The 16,983-nt window shown below is 72.7% G+C and carries 16 protein-coding genes; 3 read left to right on the forward strand and 13 right to left on the reverse strand.

Annotated features, from left to right (window positions below; translation table 11 throughout):
* Positions 1 to 70 precede the first annotated feature (70 nt).
* The 13 genes from ACIPM1_RS22275 to ACIPM1_RS22335 form a co-directional block, all read right to left on the reverse strand.
* Positions 71 to 637, reverse strand: coding sequence for an SMI1/KNR4 family protein (locus ACIPM1_RS22275; RefSeq protein ID WP_402437234.1), 567 nt, complete (start codon positions 635 to 637; stop codon positions 71 to 73).
* A gap of 127 nt (positions 638 to 764) precedes the next feature.
* On the reverse strand, positions 765 to 1,157 hold the full coding sequence (locus ACIPM1_RS22280; RefSeq protein WP_402437236.1) for a YccF domain-containing protein: 393 nt from the start codon (positions 1,155 to 1,157) through the stop codon (positions 765 to 767).
* Positions 1,154 to 2,017: a zinc metalloprotease HtpX gene (gene htpX / locus ACIPM1_RS22285; RefSeq protein WP_402437238.1), complete on the reverse strand. Its 864-nt coding sequence runs from the start codon at positions 2,015 to 2,017 to the stop codon at positions 1,154 to 1,156. The genes ACIPM1_RS22280 and htpX overlap by 4 nt, the downstream gene beginning before the upstream one ends.
* A 290-nt stretch (positions 2,018 to 2,307) precedes the next feature.
* Positions 2,308 to 3,831 carry an NADH-quinone oxidoreductase subunit N gene (locus tag ACIPM1_RS22290; RefSeq protein WP_402437240.1) on the reverse strand — a complete coding sequence of 508 codons (1,524 nt, stop codon included), beginning with the start codon at positions 3,829 to 3,831 and terminating at the stop codon, positions 2,308 to 2,310.
* The gene (locus tag ACIPM1_RS22295; RefSeq protein WP_402437242.1) at positions 3,828 to 5,453 is read right to left on the reverse strand and encodes a NuoM family protein; all 1,626 of its coding nucleotides are present in this window, start codon (positions 5,451 to 5,453) and stop codon (positions 3,828 to 3,830) included. The genes ACIPM1_RS22290 and ACIPM1_RS22295 overlap by 4 nt, the downstream gene beginning before the upstream one ends.
* A gap of 6 nt (positions 5,454 to 5,459) precedes the next feature.
* A complete protein-coding gene (locus ACIPM1_RS22300) occupies positions 5,460 to 7,454 on the reverse strand; it encodes an NADH-quinone oxidoreductase subunit L (RefSeq protein ID WP_402437244.1) in 1,995 nt (664 codons plus the stop codon).
* Complete coding sequence (nuoK, locus tag ACIPM1_RS22305; protein WP_356189405.1) at positions 7,451 to 7,843, reverse strand: NADH-quinone oxidoreductase subunit NuoK; 393 nt, start codon at positions 7,841 to 7,843, stop codon at positions 7,451 to 7,453. Before nuoK ends, ACIPM1_RS22300 begins: the two co-directional genes overlap by 4 nt.
* Positions 7,843 to 8,526: an NADH-quinone oxidoreductase subunit J gene (locus ACIPM1_RS22310; protein ID WP_402437246.1), complete on the reverse strand. Its 684-nt coding sequence runs from the start codon at positions 8,524 to 8,526 to the stop codon at positions 7,843 to 7,845. Before ACIPM1_RS22310 ends, nuoK begins: the two co-directional genes overlap by 1 nt.
* The gene (locus tag ACIPM1_RS22315; RefSeq protein ID WP_402437248.1) at positions 8,523 to 9,074 is read right to left on the reverse strand and encodes a NuoI/complex I 23 kDa subunit family protein; all 552 of its coding nucleotides are present in this window, start codon (positions 9,072 to 9,074) and stop codon (positions 8,523 to 8,525) included. The genes ACIPM1_RS22310 and ACIPM1_RS22315 overlap by 4 nt, the downstream gene beginning before the upstream one ends.
* Complete coding sequence (locus ACIPM1_RS22320; protein ID WP_356189411.1) at positions 9,074 to 10,042, reverse strand: complex I subunit 1 family protein; 969 nt, start codon at positions 10,040 to 10,042, stop codon at positions 9,074 to 9,076. The genes ACIPM1_RS22315 and ACIPM1_RS22320 overlap by 1 nt, the downstream gene beginning before the upstream one ends.
* Positions 10,039 to 11,652 (reverse strand): NADH-quinone oxidoreductase subunit C, encoded by a 1,614-nt coding sequence (locus tag ACIPM1_RS22325; RefSeq protein WP_402437251.1) that lies wholly within the window; start codon positions 11,650 to 11,652, stop codon positions 10,039 to 10,041. The genes ACIPM1_RS22320 and ACIPM1_RS22325 overlap by 4 nt, the downstream gene beginning before the upstream one ends.
* Positions 11,649 to 12,311 carry an NADH-quinone oxidoreductase subunit B gene (locus ACIPM1_RS22330; protein WP_402437253.1) on the reverse strand — a complete coding sequence of 221 codons (663 nt, stop codon included), beginning with the start codon at positions 12,309 to 12,311 and terminating at the stop codon, positions 11,649 to 11,651. The genes ACIPM1_RS22325 and ACIPM1_RS22330 overlap by 4 nt, the downstream gene beginning before the upstream one ends.
* Entirely contained in the window at positions 12,302 to 12,709 is a 408-nt protein-coding gene (locus ACIPM1_RS22335; protein ID WP_356194748.1) for an NADH-quinone oxidoreductase subunit A, read from the reverse strand. Before ACIPM1_RS22335 ends, ACIPM1_RS22330 begins: the two co-directional genes overlap by 10 nt.
* A 275-nt stretch (positions 12,710 to 12,984) precedes the next feature.
* Here ACIPM1_RS22335 and ACIPM1_RS22340 point away from each other — a divergent pair, with 275 nt between their 5' ends.
* From ACIPM1_RS22340 to ACIPM1_RS22350, 3 genes are all read left to right on the forward strand, one after another.
* Positions 12,985 to 14,184, forward strand: coding sequence for a sensor histidine kinase (locus ACIPM1_RS22340; RefSeq protein ID WP_402437255.1), 1,200 nt, complete (start codon positions 12,985 to 12,987; stop codon positions 14,182 to 14,184).
* A 251-nt stretch (positions 14,185 to 14,435) separates the two neighbouring features.
* Positions 14,436 to 15,824, forward strand: a complete 1,389-nt coding sequence (locus ACIPM1_RS22345) for a sensor histidine kinase (protein WP_402437257.1) — start codon at positions 14,436 to 14,438, stop codon at positions 15,822 to 15,824.
* Positions 15,825 to 16,092: 268 nt separating this feature from the next.
* A complete protein-coding gene (locus tag ACIPM1_RS22350) occupies positions 16,093 to 16,752 on the forward strand; it encodes a LuxR C-terminal-related transcriptional regulator (protein ID WP_402437259.1) in 660 nt (219 codons plus the stop codon).
* The last annotated feature ends 231 nt before the right edge of the window (positions 16,753 to 16,983 follow it).

Consider the following 16,983-nt stretch of genomic DNA (forward strand, 5'->3'; position numbering starts at 1 on the left):
CCGTGGCTCGCGTGCGGTGCGGTGGCCGTGCGCTCTGCGGGGTGTGCTCAGGACGTCCTGCGGGACGTGCTCAGGACGTCTGGGCCGGCCCCGTGCGTATGCGGAAGTCGGGCCAGGGGGCCATCTCCAGATCCTCGTTCATCTCCTCGTACCAGCCCGTGCCGTCGACCCAGGAGTGCAGCCAGTCGGCGAGGCTGGGGGCGTCGACGAACCAGGCGTGGTCGGGGTCGCCCGGGTTCGGCTCGAAGAGCAGCACGGTGGCTTCCGGCGCTCGGCAGTCCACGCACGCGTACATGGCGCAGCCCCAGTGGGATATCGGCAGCACGCCCTCGGGCCAGGGCCACTCCGGGTCCCTGCGTCCGCTCTCACGCTGGGACAGGTAGTGCGGGACGGCGGCGGGTTCACCGGCCGGCGGGCTGTCGAGCAGGGGCAACAGCCCGTACTCCGGGCCGAATCCGCCGTCTCCTATGCGTAGGTAGAGCTGGGCGAGCAGCGGGGGCAGGCGGAACCCCAGCGCGGCCTCGGCCCGGGTCAGCGTGGCGGTGTCCACGGGGGCGGGAAGCGAAGTCCAGCCGTACGGACGGGTGTCGCGGGCCTTGGCCTCCACCCGTGTCAGCAACTGCTCGTGCGCGGTCATGGGTTCATCATGCAGCCCGCCACCGACAGTCGGGCCTGCCTGTGGACAACCGGCGCGATGTGGACAACCGGGTCAGCCCGTCGACGGGCCGGTCCGCCAGGGGGCCGGTCCTCAGCGGGCCGGTCCGTCAGCGCGTCGCGAACGGCTCGTCGGTGCGGACGATCTCGCGGCCCAGCGGAAACAGGGAGACCGGGATCAGCTTGAAGTTGGCGATGCCGAACGGGATGCCGATGATCGTGAGACACAGGGCGATGCCCGTGGTGATGTGCGTGAGCGCCAGCCACCAGCCCGCGAGGACCAGCCACAGGACGTTGCCGACGCACGAGGGCGCGCCCGCGTCCCGGCGTTCGACCGTGGTGTACCCGAAGGGCCAGAGGGCGTAGACGCCGATCCGGAAGGCCGCGACGCCGAACGGGATGCCGATGATCGTGAGGCACAGCAGCACGCCCGCCAGGAGGTAGCCGAGGAACAGCCAGAAACCGCTGAGGACCAGCCAGATGACGTTGAGGAGTGTCTTCACTGTTGTCGACCTGCCATCTGCTCGAGTCGGGCGATGCGCTCCGCCATCGGCGGGTGGGTGGAGAACATCCTGGAAAGCCCCTGCCCCGGGCGGAACGGATTCGCGATCATCATGTGGCTCGCGGTCTCGATGCGCGGCTCCGGGGGCAGCGGGAGCTGCTGGGTGCCGATCTCCAGCTTGCGCAGGGCGCCCGCGAGGGCGAGGGGGTCGCCGGTGATCCGGGCGCCGGAGGCGTCCGCCTCGTACTCCCGGGAGCGGCTGATGGCCAGTTGGATGAGCGAGGCCGCGAGGGGGCCGAGAATCATGATCAGCAGCATGCCGAGAAGGCCGGGGCCTTCGTCGTCGTCCGAGCGGCCCACGGGGATGAGCCAGGCGAAGTTGACCAGGAACATGATCACGGAGGCCAGGGCGCCCGCGACGGACGAGATCAGGATGTCGCGGTTGTAGACGTGGCTGAGCTCGTGGCCGATGACCCCGCGCAGTTCGCGCTCGTCGAGCAGGCGCAGGATGCCCTCCGTGCAGCACACCGCGGCGTTGCGCGGGTTGCGGCCGGTGGCGAAGGCGTTCGGCGCCTCCGTCGGGGAGATGTACAGGCGGGGCATGGGCTGGCGGGCCTGGGTGGAGAGTTCGCGGACCATCCGGTAGAGGCCCGGGGCCTCGAACTCGCTGACCGGGCGGGCACGCATGGCTCGGAGTGCGAGCTTGTCGCTGTTCCAGTACGCGTACGCGTTGGTGCCGATGGCGACGAGGACCGCGACGATCAGGCCCGTACGGCCGAAGAAGCTGCCGATGACGATGATGAGTGCGGACAGTCCCCCGAGGAGTACTGCGGTCCTGAGCCCGTTGTGCCGGCGGTGCACGGTACGCCCTCCAAGTGGTGCGGCAGGAGACCCTTCGCTTGCTGTGCTGCGGTGCCCCTGGTGCCGTGGTGTCACGTCCAGTGGACCCTTCCGTACTGGTCAACGCCAGGCGACGGCCGCTGGTTCCCTGGTGCGTGTGTCGGCGCGCGGGCCGTCCGGGTGAGCGGAACACCGGTCGGCACGCGCGCGTGGAGGGCGAGTGCCCCGTGGGCGCGTGCCGACGCCCGGGTGTCGAGCGGGGTTCCGGGCCCGCGGTGCCGGAGGGGAGGGGTCCGGCACGGACCGGTCGCTCAGAACAGGGTCGTACCGGCGAAGCGGAGCACGAGCTGGGGAGCGCCGGAGAGGGCGACGCCGAGGACGGCCGTGAGGGTGATCGCGGCCGTGAGGGGTGCCGGGAGACGGTGCGCTGCGGGCTCGCCCTCGGGGGCGCGGAACAGCAGGGCCGTCCACTGGAGGTAGTAGAACAGCGCGACGACGACGTTGACGGCCATGACGACGGCGAGCCAGCCGAGCCCGGCGTCGACGGCCGCGGAGAAGACCGTGACCTTGGCGAAGAGGCCGATGACGCCCGGCGGGAGCCCGGCGAGGCAGAGCAGGAAGAAGGCCAGGAGGAGCGCGGTCAGCGGGTTGGTGGCGTACAGGCCGCGGTAGTCGGTGAGGCGGTTGCGGGTCCTGGTGCGGCCGACGAGCGCGGCGACCGCGAAGGCGCCGAGGTTCACGGCGGCGTACATGAGGGCGTACGCGACGGTGGAGCCGATCGCCTTCTGCGGGTCCTTCGCGTAGCCGGCGGCGGCGATCGGCACCAGGAGGTAGCCGGCCTGGCCGACGGAGGACCAGGCGAGCAGCCGTACCGCGCTGTACGCGCGCGTGGCCTGCTGTCGTAGGGCACCGACGTTGCCGACGGTCATGGTGAGTGCGGCGAGGACGGCGAGGGCCGGACCCCAGACATCCGCGTACGACGGGAAGGCGACGACGGTGACGAGGATGAGGCCGGTGAAGCCGACCGCCTTGCCGACGACCGACAGGTAGGCGGCGATCGGCAGGGGCGCGCCGACGTAGGTGTCGGGGACCCAGAAGTGGAAGGGGACGGCGGCCGTCTTGAAGGCGAAGCCGACGAGGGTGAGGACGACGCCGGTCTGGGCGAGGGTGTGGAGCTGCCCGTCGACGTGCTGGATGCGGTCGGCCACCTGTGTGAGGTAGAGGGTGCCGGTCGAGGCGTAGACGAAGCTGATGCCCATGAGGCTGACGGCGGTGGCGGTGACCGATGACAGGAAGAACTTCAGGGCCGCGTCGGAGGACCTGCGGTCGCCCTGCCGGATGCCGACGAGCGCGAAGGCCGGCAGGGAGGCCACCTCCAGGGCGACGATCAGGGTGGCGAGGTCGCGGGACGCGGGCAGCAGCGCGGCGCCCGCGGCCGAGGACAGCAGCAGGAACCAGTACTCGCCTTCGGGAAGCTCCGTGCGGGCGTCCTTGAGGGTGGTGACCGACAGCAGGGCCACGAGGAGGGCGCCGCCGAGGACGAGGAACTGGATGACGAGGGTGAAGTGGTCGGCGCTGTAGCTGCAGACGTCGGCGTGGCCGGTCAGGCAGAAGGTGGTGCGGTCGCCGTCGAGGAGGGGCAGCAGGAGCAGCGTGGAGGCGGCGAGGCCGGCGACCGAGGTCCAGCCGAGCAGCGGCTTGCGCGCGTCGGGGACGAAGAGGTCGGCGACGAGGACGACGAGGGCGGCCACCGCGGCGAGGGTGGGTGGCGCGATGGCGAGCCAGTCGACGGACTGGACCGCCGATGCGGCCAGGGGCTGGGCCAGGGCGCTCATCGGGTGCCTCCTGCGAGGAGTTGCTGCACGGCCGGGTCGGTCAGGCCGAGCAGGGCCTTCGGCCAGAGGCCGGCGACGACGGTGAGGGCGACGAGCGGGGTCCAGGCCGCGAACTCGTAGGTGTGGACGTCGGCGAGTCGCGGTGCCTGTTCGGGTACGGCGCCCATGCAGACGCGGCGGACCACCACCAGCATGTACGCGGCTGTCAGCAGGGTGCCGAACGCGCCGATCGCCATGAAGGTGAGGAACGCGGGCCGGCTGAGACCGGCGGCGGGCTCGAACGCGCCGAACAGGGCCAGCATCTCGCCCCAGAAGCCGGCCAGGCCCGGCAGTCCGAGCGACGCGACGGCGCCGAAGGCGAGCAGACCGCCGAGGCGCGGGGCCCTGCCGTACAGCGCGGCGCCGGTCTGGAGGGCGTTCGGCGCGGCGGAGCCGCTCGTTGAGGGGTGGCCGGGCGACAGGAGGGCGAGGGTGTCGAGGTCGGTGCTGCCGGTGCGGTCCTTCAGCGCGCCGACCAGGAAGAAGAGCAGGCCGGTGATGAGGCCGTGGGCGATGTTGGCGAACAGCGCGCCGTTCACGCCGGTCGGGGTCATGGTGGCGATGCCGAGCAGCACGAAGCCCATGTGGCCGACGGAGGAGTAGGCGATGAGCCGCTTCAGATCGCCCTTGGCGCCCCGTTTGGCCAGGGCGAGACAGGCCAGGGATCCGTAGATGATGCCGACCACGGCGAGGGCGGCAAGGTAGGGCGCGAAGGTGCGGAAGCCGTCGGGCGCGACCGGCAGCAGAATCCGGACGAACCCGTACGTACCCATTTTCAGCAGTACGCCGGCCAGCAGGACCGAGCCGACGGTCGGAGCGGCGGTGTGGGCGTCCGGCAGCCAGCTGTGCAGGGGCCACATCGGGGTCTTGACCGCGAGCCCGATCCCGATCGCCAGAACGGCGATGACCTGCACGGATGTGGTCAGCGACCGGCCGTTGTCAGTGGCGAGTGCCACCATGTCGAACGTGCCCGCCTTGATTCCGATCAGGAGCAGGCCGAGCAGCATGACGACCGAACCGAGCAGGGTGTAGAGGATGAACCGCCAGGCGGCGGCCTGCCGGGCCTCTCCGCCCCAGCGGGCGATGAGGAAGTACATCGGGACGAGCACCGTCTCGAACGCGAGGAAGAACAACAGCAGGTCGAGAACGGCGAAGGTCGCGAGGGTGCCCGACTCGAGGACGAGCAGCAGCGCGACGAAGGCCTTCGGAGTGGGTCCCGAAGGCAGCTTGAAGTAGCTGTACAGCGCGCAGAGGAAGGTCAGCAGCGCGGTCAGGACGACGAGGGGGAGGGAGATGCCGTCGATGCCGAGGTGGATGCGCACGTGGAGTGCGGGGATCCAGCTGATGTCGGTCGTGGCCTGCATCTTCGACGGGTGGTCGTGGTCGAAGCCGAGCGCCAGGGCGATCGCGGCGAGAAGGACCGCGCCGGTCACGGTGACGCCGTGCCGCAGCACGGCCTGCTCGGGCGACTTCCCCTTCAGCCCGGGCGGGGCCGGAAGGAGAGCGGCGAGCGCGCCGAGGAGCGGGGCGACGACGACGAATGCCAGGAGGAACTGCATCACGGACTCGCTGATATCGATCACGCCTGCTCACGCTCCCGTGGCGACGAGGACGGCGGCGACCGCGAGGACGACGGTGCCGGCGAGCAGCGCGCTCACATAGGTCTGCACATTGCCGGTCTGGGCGCGCCGTACGGCGGCCCCGAGCAGGCGGGGTAGGGCCCCGGCACCGCGTACGTAGGTCTCGACGACCTCGCGGTCCAGGAACCGGACGAGACTCGCTCCGGCCAGGACCGGCCGGACGAAGAGGGCCGAGTACACGGCGTCGAGGTGGAAGCCGACGGCGGCATGACGGTGCAGCGGGCCGAGCAGCAGCCGTCCGGGGTCGGCGGGGTCGGGCGCGTAGGCGATGTCGCCGTAGGCGGGCGCGTGGCTGGCGATGGCCTCGGCCTCGACGACTCCGGCGTCGGCCTCGGGGTGGGCGGCGACGGCACCGAGGGGGGCGCGAGCGGCGCGGGCGGTGGTGTGCCGCCAGGCGCCGTAGGTGACGATCCCGCCGGTCAGGGCCAGGCCGGTGCCGAGCACGGAGGTGGTGAGGGTCGGGGTGAGGTCGCCGCCGCCGAACCAGTCGGGCAGCAGCCGGAAGGCGAGCCCGCCGAAGGCGAGGGAGGGCACGGCGAGTACCCACAGCACGGCGTTCATGACCAGGGGCTGCCTGCCGTGGTCGGGGGCCTCGGCGCCCCGGCCGCGGAAGGCCAGCAGCCACAGGCGCATCGCGTAGGCGGCGGTCAGCAGGGCCGTGAGCAGCGCGGAGACGAGGACGACCCAGCCCGCCGCGCCGGGGGCGTGGCCGGAATGGCCGGTGGCGGCCCGTTCGGCGGCGCCGAGGACGGACTCCTTGGAGAAGAAGCCGCTGAAGGGCGGGACCGCGGCGAGCGCGAGCAGCGCCACGGTCATCGTCCAGTAGGCGTCCGGGACGCGGTCGCGCAGGTGGCTCATGCGGGACATGGCGGCCAGCGAGTTGGTGCCGGCGGCGTGGATGATCACGCCGGCGGCGAGGAACAGCAGCGCCTTGAAGGCGCCGTGGGACAGGAGGTGGAAGACGGCGGCGCCGCGATCGCCGACGGCGAGCGCGCCGGTCATGTAGCCGAGCTGGCCGATCGTCGAGTAGGCGAGGACCCGCTTGATGTCGTCCTGGGCGAGCGCGGCGACGGCGGAGCCGGCCATCGTGACGGCGGCCATGACCGCGAGGACGACCATCGCGGCCGAGGAGGCCTGGAAGACGGGGAGGAGACGTGCGACGAAGTAGACACCGGCGGCGACCATCGTCGCGGCGTGGATCAGCGCGGAGACGGGGGTCGGGCCCGCCATGGCGTCGGGGAGCCAGGTGTGCAGCGGGAACTGGGCCGACTTGCCCGCCACGCCGGCGAGGAGCAGCAGGGCGACGAGGGTCGGGTGGTGCAGCCCGCCGCCGGCGACGGTGCCGAGGATCCGGGTGATCCGGAAGGAGCCGGCGTCGGTGCCGAGCGCGAACAGCCCGATCAGGAAGGGCACGTCGCCGAGCTTGGTGACCAGAAAGGCCTTGAGGGAGGCGGCGCGGGCCTCCGGGGTCTCCCAGTAGTGGCCGACGAGGAAGTAGGAGCAGATACCCATGACTTCCCAGCCGACCAGCAGCACGATCAGGTCGCCCGAGTAGACGACGAGCAGCATCGCGGAGGTGAAGAGGGAGACGAGAGCGGCGTACGAGGAGTAGCGCGGGTCGTCTCGCAGGTAGCCCGTCGAGTAGATCTGCACGCAGCCGGCGACCAGGCCGACCAGGACGGCGACGAGCGCGGCGAAGCCGTCGATGTGCAGGGCGAGGTAGATCGGGACCGAGCCGGTGGGGGTGAGTTCGGTGGCGGCGTCGATGGCCGGGCCGCCGCCCTGCCGCGCGGCGACCAGCACGGCGAGCGCGAAGGAGGCGAGGGCCGGCAGGACGGCCAGTGGGCGGACGAATCCGGGGGCGGTACGGCCGAGCAGCAGGCCGGCGACGGCGCCCAGGAACGGAAGGAGGGGGACGAGGACGGCGAGGGTGGTCGTGGTCACGCGGTGGCCTCAGCCTTCTTCGCGGCCCGTGCGGTGGTCGCGGGGGCGTCACTGTCGGGGCCGTCGTCGCGGCCTTCGGCGGCGTCGCGGAGCCGGTCGATGTCCGAGGAGCCGCGGTTGCGGTAGACGGCGAGGACGATCGCCAGGCCGATGCCGATCTCGGCGGCGGCGATGGCGATGGTGAACAGGGTCAGGGCCTGGCCGGAGTGCAGGGTCTCCGCGGCGGTCCTGCTGAGCCAGACGTCGAAGGCGACGAGGTTGAGGTTGACGGCGTTGAGCATCAGCTCGACCGACATCAGGACCAGGATCGCGTTGCGGCGGGCGAGGACGCCGTACAGGCCCGTGCAGAAGAGGAGGGCGGAGAGCACGGCGGGATAGGCGAGGTGCATCAGCGGACACCTTCCTGGGCGGCCCGGTCAGCGGGGGCGCCCGGGGACTCCGGGGCATCCACGGGCCCGGGGGCCGAGGCGTCCGAGGGTTCCGGGGCCGTGGCGTCCGCCTTCGCCCTGCGGGAGAGGACGATCGCGCCGACCAGCGCCGCGAGGAGGAGGACGGAGAGGGCCTCGAAGGGCAGGACCCAGTTCTGGAAGAGGCTCTCGCCGGTGACGCGGGTCGATCCGGCGGGGGCGCCGTCCAGGTCGATCCAGGTGGTGCGGAAGGCGTCGACGACGACCCAGACCAGGGCGGCCGCGGCGGCGACGGCCACGGCGAGGGCCACCCAGCGGTTGCCGGAGTCGGCGTCCGGGGAGCGGCCGATGGGGGCCCTGGTGAGCATCAGGCCGAACAGGAGGAGGACGACCACGGAACCGACGTAGATGAGGACCTGCACCCAGGCGATGAACTCGGCGCTGAGCAGGAGGTACTCGACGGCCAGCCCGCCGAGGGTCACCACCAGCCACAGGGCGGCGTGCACCAGCTGGCGGGTGGTGACGGTGACGAGCGCGGCGCCGAAGGTGACCAGGCCGACCAGGAGGAAGGCGATCTCGACACCGGTCGGGGAGAGGAAGCCGTGGCCCGGGGCGGCGGCGGTCGTCGTGGCCTGCGCCGTCGCGGCGGCTGCGGAGAGGATCACGCGTCTCCCTCCCGGGGCTCGGCCTGTGCCGCGGCGAGCTTCTCGGCGGTCTTGCGGGCGGCGGCGATCTCCTTGGGCTCCTCCGCGCCGGGGTCCAGGGCGGGCGGGGCCGGGACGGTCCACATCCACTCGCGCAGCTTGTCGCGCTCGTGGGTGAGGTCGCGGATGTCGGTCTCGGCGTACTCGAACTCCGGGGACCAGAACAGGGCGTCGAAAGGACAGACCTCGATGCAGATGCCGCAGTACATGCACAGGGAGAAGTCGATGGCGAAGCGGTCGAGGACATTGCGGCTGCGTTCGCGGCCGCCGGGGGTCGCCGCCGGGACGGTCTCCTTGTGCGAGTCGATGTAGATGCACCAGTCCGGGCACTCGCGGGCGCACAGCATGCAGACCGTGCAGTTCTCCTCGAACAGGCCGATCACCCCGCGGGTGCGGGGCGGGAGGTCCGGCTGGACGTCCGGGTACTGCTCGGTGACGGTCTTCTTCGTCATCGTGCGCAGGGTGACGGCCAGGCCCTTGGCGAGTCCGGAGCCGGGGAAGGGCGACATCAGGAGATCACCACCTTGACGATGCCGGTGAGGGCGATCTGGGCGAGGGAGAGGGGGACCAGGAGGGTCCAGGAGAGCTTCTGGAGCTGGTCCTCGCGCAGACGGGGGTAGGTCACGCGGAGCCAGATGACGACGAAGGCGAGGACGGCCGTCTTCAGCAGGGTCCACACCCAGCCGAGGCCCTCGGCGCCCCACGGCCCGTGCCAGCCGCCCAGGAAGAGGACCGTGGTCAGGCCGCACAGGACGACGATCCCGGCGTACTCGGCGAGGAGGAACAGGGCGAAGCGCAGGCCGGTGTACTCGGTGTACGCGCCGAAGATGATCTCCGAGTCGGCGACGGGCATGTCGAACGGCGGGCGCTGCAGTTCGGCGAGGCCGGCGACGAAGAACACGATCGCGCCGACGATCTGCCAGGGCAGCCACCACCAGTGGAAGGCGTGGACGATGCCGGGGAGGGACACCGTGCCCGCCGCCATCGCCACGGAGGCGGCGGTGAGCAGCATCGGGAGCTCGTAGGCGAGGAGCTGGGCGGCGGTGCGCAGGCCGCCGAGGAGGGAGAACTTGTTCGCGGAGGCCCAGCCGGCCATGAGGGAGCCGAGCACGCCGACGCCCATGACGGCCAGCACGAAGAACACACCGGCGTCCAGGACCTGACCGACCGCGCCCTCGCCGGGGCCGATCGGGATGGCGAGCAGCACCAGGAGGTACGGCAGCAGGGCGACGGCGGGGGCGAGCTGGAAGATGCGGCGGTCCGCGCCCGCCGGGACCACGTCCTCCTTCTGCGCGAACTTCACGCCGTCCGCGACGAGCTGGGCCCAGCCGTGGAAGCCGCCGGCGTACATCGGGCCGAGGCGGCCCTGCATGTGCGCCATCACCTTGTGCTCGGTCTGGCCGACGATCAGCGGGAAGGTGAGGAAGACGACGAAGACGATCAGGAGTCGCAGGGCGACGTCGACCGCGTCGTTCACTGCGGGCCTCCTTCGGGGGCGTCGGGGGTCGGGGGGTCCGTGGGGTCGTTCGGCCGGTCGTCGGTCCGGTCGCCGGTCCGGTCGTTCGCTCGATCGCCGGTCCGGTCATCCACCCGGTCCTCCGTCCGGTCGCCCCGGGGCTGCTCGGGCTCGTCACCGGCCGGCCGGCCGGGCTCCTTGGCCTGCTGCTTCGGTTCCGGGGCGGGCTCCGGCCGCTGCTCGGCGCCCGCCTCCGGCTCCGGCTCGTCGAACGCCGGACGGGCGTGGTGCCAGGGGGCGTCCGAGCTGCGGGGGGCCGCGGGGGCCCGGGGCGGGGTGGGAGCCTCCGGCCGCGACCGCTGGGAGGCCGAGCCCTCGCTCGCGCTGCGGGCGCGCCGGGGTCCGGAGGTGGCGGGGGTGCCCGCGCGTTGCGAGGCCGAGCCCTCGGACGCGCCGCGGGCGCGGCGCGGGCCGGCCGGGGCACCGGCGGCCGACCCCTCGGACGGAGAGGCCGCGTCCGCGGACGCAGACGGCTGCGCGGTGGTGCCGGTGCCTCTGCCGGCCTCCCCACCGGCGCCGGCGCCTCTGCCGGTCTCCGCACCGGCGCCGGTGCCGGTGTCGCCGGTCGTCCTCGCGGGCGGGCTGACCGGCTCGCGGGCCGTCGCGTCCTCCGCCGCCGGGCCTTCCGCCACGGCGGGTCCCTCCGCGGCCGGGGCCCGCGTCGGCGCGCCCTCGGCCGCCGACCGCCCAGCCGACCGCTGCCCAGCCGACCGCTGTTCAACGGCCGCCTGCTCACCGGCCTGCTGTTCTGCCGTCTGCCCCTCTGGTGCCTGCTGCTCTGCCGTCTGCTGCGCTGCGGTCTGGCTGGCCGAGCCCCCCGCCGCCGTGCGCATGCGCCGCGCCGGGCGCTCCCCGGCCGCGCGCACGGGGCGCTCGCCCGCCGCGGTCGCGCCGCCTTCCCCTGCCCCGCGTGCCGCACGGGCCGGACGTTCGCCCGCGGCGCGGGCCGGGCGTTCCCCCGCCGCGCGGGCGCCGCGGGCCGGGCGGGCCGGGGCGGGCGGGAGCTGGCCCTTCTGGGGACCCCACTCGTTGGGGTCGGGCACGCCCGGGGGCAGCATCTGGCGGCGCTTGGGGCCGCCGTGGTCCGACTCCCCCGGCTCCTTCGCGCCGGGCCACGCCTTGGCGACGCGGGCCGCGAGGACGAAGTCCTTGCGGAGCGGGTTGCCCTCGAAGCTCTCCGGGAGGAGGAGGTGGTCCAGGGCCGGGTGGCCCTCGAAGACGACGCCGAACATCTCGTGCGTCTCGCGCTCGTGCCAGGTCGCGCCCGCGTAGACGTCGACGGCCGTGGCGAGGGCCGGCGCCTCGTGGGGGACCGTGGTGCGCAGGAGCAGCCGGCGTACCGGGGCGAGGGCGACGACGTGGGCCGAGACGCGGAAACCGGTGCCCGGTTCGTCGACCGCGCTCAGCCAGTCGAAGTAGGTGCAGCCCAGTTCGTCACGGGCGGTCCGCAGCGCGGAGACCCAGGAAGCCGGCGGTACGTCGACGGTGAGGACCTCGTAGGACTCCTCGGCCGTGGCGTCCGGGCCGAACAGTTCCTCGGCGGTGGCGGGGAGCCATCCCACGGCGGTCATCGTCCCTCCTCGGCGGCGGGGGCCGGCGGTCGCACGAGTCCGCTCTGCAGCGCGGCCGTCGAGGGGCGCGCGGTCCCGGTCGCGTACCGCTCCCCCAGCGACTCGCGCGCGATCTTCTCCTGGAGCTTGAGGATGCCCTGGAGCAGCGCCTCGGGACGCGGCGGGCAGCCGGGGACGTAGACGTCCACCGGGATGATCTGGTCGACGCCCTTGGTGACGGAGTAGGAGTCCCAGTACGGGCCACCGCAGTTGGAGCAGGCGCCGAAGGAGATGACGTACTTCGGCTCGGGCATCTGCTCGTACAGGCGCTTGACCGCCGGGGCCATCTTGTCGGTCACCGTGCCGGAGACGACCATCAGGTCGGCCTGGCGCGGACCCGGCGCGAAGGGGATCACGCCGAGGCGGATGAAGTCGTGCCGGGCCATCGACGCGGCGATGAACTCGATCGCGCAGCAGGCGAGGCCGAAGTTGAAGACCCAGAGCGAGTAGCGGCGGCCCCAGTTGAGGACGACCTTCATCGGCTCGGGGGCGAGGCGCGCGAGGGCGCCCAGCCGCTTCGGCTCCGGAAGGAGCACGGAAGCGGCGGCCTCGGAGGCGGAAGGAGGGACGGACTCGGAGGCCGAGGGGGTCTCGGAGGCGGCCGAGGGGTTCACGTCCATGCCAGGACGCCCTTCTTGTATGCGTACAGCAGGCCCACGGCCAGGAAGCCGAGGAAGATGAACATCTCCACGAGCGTCGTCGCGCCGTAGCCGGGGGCGGCGAAGACCGTCGCCCAGGGGAACAGGAAGATCGAGTCGACGGCGAAGACGACGTACAGGAACGCGTAGACGTAGTAGCGGACCTGGGTGTGGGCCCAGCCCTCGCCGACCGGGTCGACGCCGCACTCGTACGTCAGGAGTTTCTCCGGGGTGGGCACGACCGGGCGCAGCAGGCGGCCCGCGCCGAAGGCGACCGCGACGAAGAGCACGCCGACGACGGCGAGCAGTCCGACGACCGCGTAGGACTGGAAGTAGTCGGCCGCGATGACGACGGTCGACCCCCGCAACGTCTCCCGCACCGTCCGTTCCCTCGCTCCCTGTCCTCGAGACCCGGGCGACCCGCGTGGTCTCCGTGGCCTTCGTGGTCCTGTCCGTGGCTTTCGTGGTCTTCGTGACCGCCGCGTACGGTCGTGAACCCTGTGTTCGACGATCTGTACGCACGGGAGTCTAGGCCCTGATAAACGCGCGGTAAGAAGCCCGTACACGCCTTGGGACGCGGGGTGGGGTTTTCCCCCGTCGACCGGGGCGGCCGACCTCATGGCGCGGGGCCGCGCCGCACGGCACGCTGACCCCCATGACCACACGCATCCCCGCCGCCGGTCCGGCGGCGCCCGGCGCCGAGGATCGCCCGCCACCGGCCCGTCTCGCCTACGACCTGCCCACCTGGAAGGAGATCACGCATCTCCTGGCGAACCTGCCCGTGTCGCTGCTCGGCTTCGTCTACGTCGTGGTCGTGCTCACCACCGGCGCCGGGCTGACGCTCACCGTCGTCGGGCTGCCGCTGCTCGCGGCCGGGCTGATGGGGGCGCGGCAGTTGGGCCGGCTGGAGCGCGCCCGGCTCCGGTCCCTGCTCGCCCTGCGGATCGACGAGCCGAGTCCGCTGCCGCTGCACCGGACGAAGGGGTGGTTCGACCGCCTGTGGTTGACGCTGGGAGACCCGGTGGCCTGGCGCACAGCCCTGTACGGGGTCATACGGCTGCCGTGGGGCGTCCTCACCTTCGTCGTGACCCTGACCTCGCTGTTCGTGCTGTGGCCGGTGCTGCCGTTCATCGCGCGGGCGCTGACGAACGCGGACCGGGCCATGGCACGCGCGCTGCTGTCGCCGTCGGACGAACTGGAACGGCGGATCGCCGAACTGGTGTCCGACCGGGGTGTGGTGGTCGACACCGCGGCCGCCGACCTGCGGCGCATCGAGCGGGACCTGCACGACGGGGCACAGGCCCGGCTGGTCAATCTGGCCATGGGGCTGGGGCTGGCCAAGGAGAAGCTGCTGGAGGACCCCGACTCCGCCGCCGCGATGGTCGAGGAGGCGCACGGCGAGGTGAAGCTCGCGCTGCAGGAGCTGCGCGACCTGGCCCGCGGCATCCATCCCGCGGTGCTGACGGACCGGGGCCTGGACGCGGCCCTCTCCTTTGTCGCCTCGCGCTGCACGGTTCCGGTGACGGTCACCGCCGACCTGGACGAACGTCCGGCCGCGGCCATCGAGGGCATCGCCTACTTCACCGTCTCCGAGCTGCTGCAGAACGTCAGCAAGCACAGCGGGGCGCGCTCCGCCTCCGTCGACGTGTGGCGCGCGGAGGACCGGCTGCTCATCCAGGTGCGGGACGACGGCCGGGGCGGGGCGCGCCTGGACGGCGGCACGGGGATGCGGGGGCTGGCGGAGCGGCTGGACGCCGTCGACGGCCTGTTCGTCGTCGAGTCTCCGCCGGGCGGCCCCACGACCGTGGCGGCCGAGCTGCCCTGGCGGGACCGGACCGAGCTCCCGGGGCGGTAGGTGGGGAAAACCCCCCGGCCGGGACGCCGACGCGCTCCATGGTCCCGTGCCCCGGACCCGAGCACGCTGGAGACCGCACACCACAGACCGCCGGCGCGCACCGCGGACCGCGGCACGCAGACGGCGGACGGCGCGGACCGCGGCACGCAGACGGCGGACAGCGCGGACCGCGCACCACGGACCGCCCGGCGCACACCACAGCCCGCCCGGCGCGGACCTCAGGACGGACGAGGGGAACGGGGACGAGACCGATGGCCACCGGATACGGACAGGGGTACGGACGGACCGCGGGAACGGGTGCGAGCGCAGGGACGGACCCGCGCACGGACCCATGGACCGGCACGGGGGCCGGCCCCGGGCGGCACCGCCTGCCCGCCGCCCTGCGGGCGCCCTTCGAGGGCCGCGGCCTGCGCGAGTTCGGGTACGTCCTGCTGAGCCTGCCCATCGGCATCCTGCTGTTCACCTACACCGTCACGATGGTGTCGCTGGGCGCCGGCCTGTTGGTCACCTTCCTCGGCGTACCCGTGCTGGCGGCGGGTCTGATGGGCTGCCGCGGCTTCGGCGCGATGGAGCGGGCGCGGGCCCGCGGGCTGCTCGGCCTGGACGTGGGCGAGCCGCAGCCGCTGCGTCCACGGGACCGGGGCTTGGCGGCCTGGATGGGGGCCGTCCTGAAGAGCGGCACCTCGTGGCGGGCGATGCTGTACGCGGTGCTGCACTTCCCCTGGGCGGTCCTCTCCTTCACGGTCGCGGTGACCGTCTGGACGCTGGGCTGGTCGCTGCTGACGTACCCGCTGTGGTTCTGGGTGTTCCCGATGTGGGCCGGACAGGGCGGCCTTCAGCTCTACGGCGACGAGCACCACCGCGTCTTCCTCGACAACGCGTTCGAGATCACGGTGACCGCGCTCGTCGGGGTGCTGTTCACCCTGGCCGCGCCGTGGATCGTGCGGGCGCTGACGACGGTGGACCGGCTGCTGGTGCTCGGGCTGCTCGGACCGTCGCGGCTGTCGGCGCGGGTGGTGGAGCTGGAGTCGGACCGCGGGGTCGTCGTCGACACGGCCGCCGCGGACCTGCGGCGCATCGAGCGGGACCTGCACGACGGGGCGCAGGCCCGGCTGGTGGCGCTGGCGATGGATCTGGGGCTGGCGAAGGAGAAGCTTGCGGAGGACCCGCGGGCGGCCGCGCGGATGGTGGGCGCGGCGCACGGCGAGGTGAAGACGGCACTGCAGGAGCTGCGGGACCTGGCGCGCGGGATCCATCCTGCGGTGCTGACGGACCGCGGGCTGGACGCCGCGCTCTCCTCGGTCGCCTCCCGGTGCACGGTTCCGGTGCGGGTGGAGGTGGACCTGGCCGAGCGGCCGGCCCCGGCGATCGAGGGGATCGCGTACTTCACCGTCTCCGAACTGCTGCAGAACATCAGCAAGCACAGCGGGGCGCGCTCCGCCTCCGTGGACGTGTGGCGCGCGGAGGACCGGCTGATGCTGCAGGTGACGGACGACGGGGTCGGGGGCGCCGACACGTCCGGGGGCTCGGGGCTGGCCGGGCTGACGGAGCGGCTGGACGCGGTGGACGGGATCCTGGTCGTCGACTCCCCGGTGGGCGGGCCCACCCGGGTGACCGCGGAGCTGCCCTGGCGGGGCTGAACGGCAACTTCCCTCCGCCCCGCCTCCCACCTTCCCCTCCGCCCCACCTGCTCCTTGCCCTCCCTGCGTGCCTCTCGCTCCCCAGATCAGCTCACCCATCGGGAACAGGCCACCGAACCGCAGGAATCCGCGCTACCGTCCCCCTGATCCCCTGGCTCGGGCGCGCCCAGGCCCGAGTACTGGAATGCTGGACCATGTCGTAGTCGAAGCCGCGGCCGCAGGGGCGGACGTGGCACGGGGCGGGGGGCCGGCGAAGGTGGAGAACAGGGTGCGAGTGGTCATCGCCGAGGACTCGGTGCTGCTCAGGGAGGGCCTGACCCGGTTGCTGACCGACCGCGGGCACGAGGTGGTGGCCGGTGTCGGCGACGCGGACGGGCTGATCAAGACCGTCACCGCGCTGCACGAGGAGGGCGCGCTGCCGGACGTCGTCGTGGCGGACGTGCGGATGCCGCCGACGCACACCGACGAGGGGGTGCGGGCCGCGGTGCGGCTGCGGAGGACGCACCCGGATCTGGGCGTGCTCGTGCTGTCGCAGTACGTGGAGGAGCGGTACGCCACCGAACTGCTGGCCGGTTCCAGTCGCGGGGTCGGCTATCTACTCAAGGACCGCGTGGCCGAGGTGCGGGAGTTCGTGGACGCGGTGGTGCGGGTGGCCCAGGGGGGTACGGCGCTGGACCCCGAGGTGGTCGCGCAGCTGCTCGGGCGCAGCCGCAAGCAGGACGTGCTCGCGGGGCTGACCCCGCGGGAGCGCGAGGTGCTGGGGCTCATGGCCGAGGGGCGGACGAACTCGGCGATCGCCCGGCAGCTGGTGGTGAGCGACGGCGCGGTCGAGAAGCACGTCAGCAACATCTTCATGAAGCTCGGTCTGTCTCCGAGCGACGGGGACCACCGGCGTGTTCTGGCCGTGCTCACCTATCTGAACTCGTGAGGGGCCGACACTGGTCGGACCGGGATCGAGCGAGATACGAACGCGGCGAGAGGCGGAGGGACGAGCCTAGAACCGTACAGCCGGCGGGAGGCGTCTCCCCCGGTGCGAAGAAGGGCACGGAAGAGGGACATGTCAGGGCACCGGGGCGTCTCATGAGCGCGTCCACGATGCGAACGGCACAAGGAAGGCGACCCTCACGGTCGTAGGGTTGATCCTGGGAAGGTCTTCGGG

This window comes from Streptomyces sp. NPDC086766 (assembly GCF_044746005.1).
Lineage (GTDB): Bacteria > Actinomycetota > Actinomycetes > Streptomycetales > Streptomycetaceae > Streptomyces.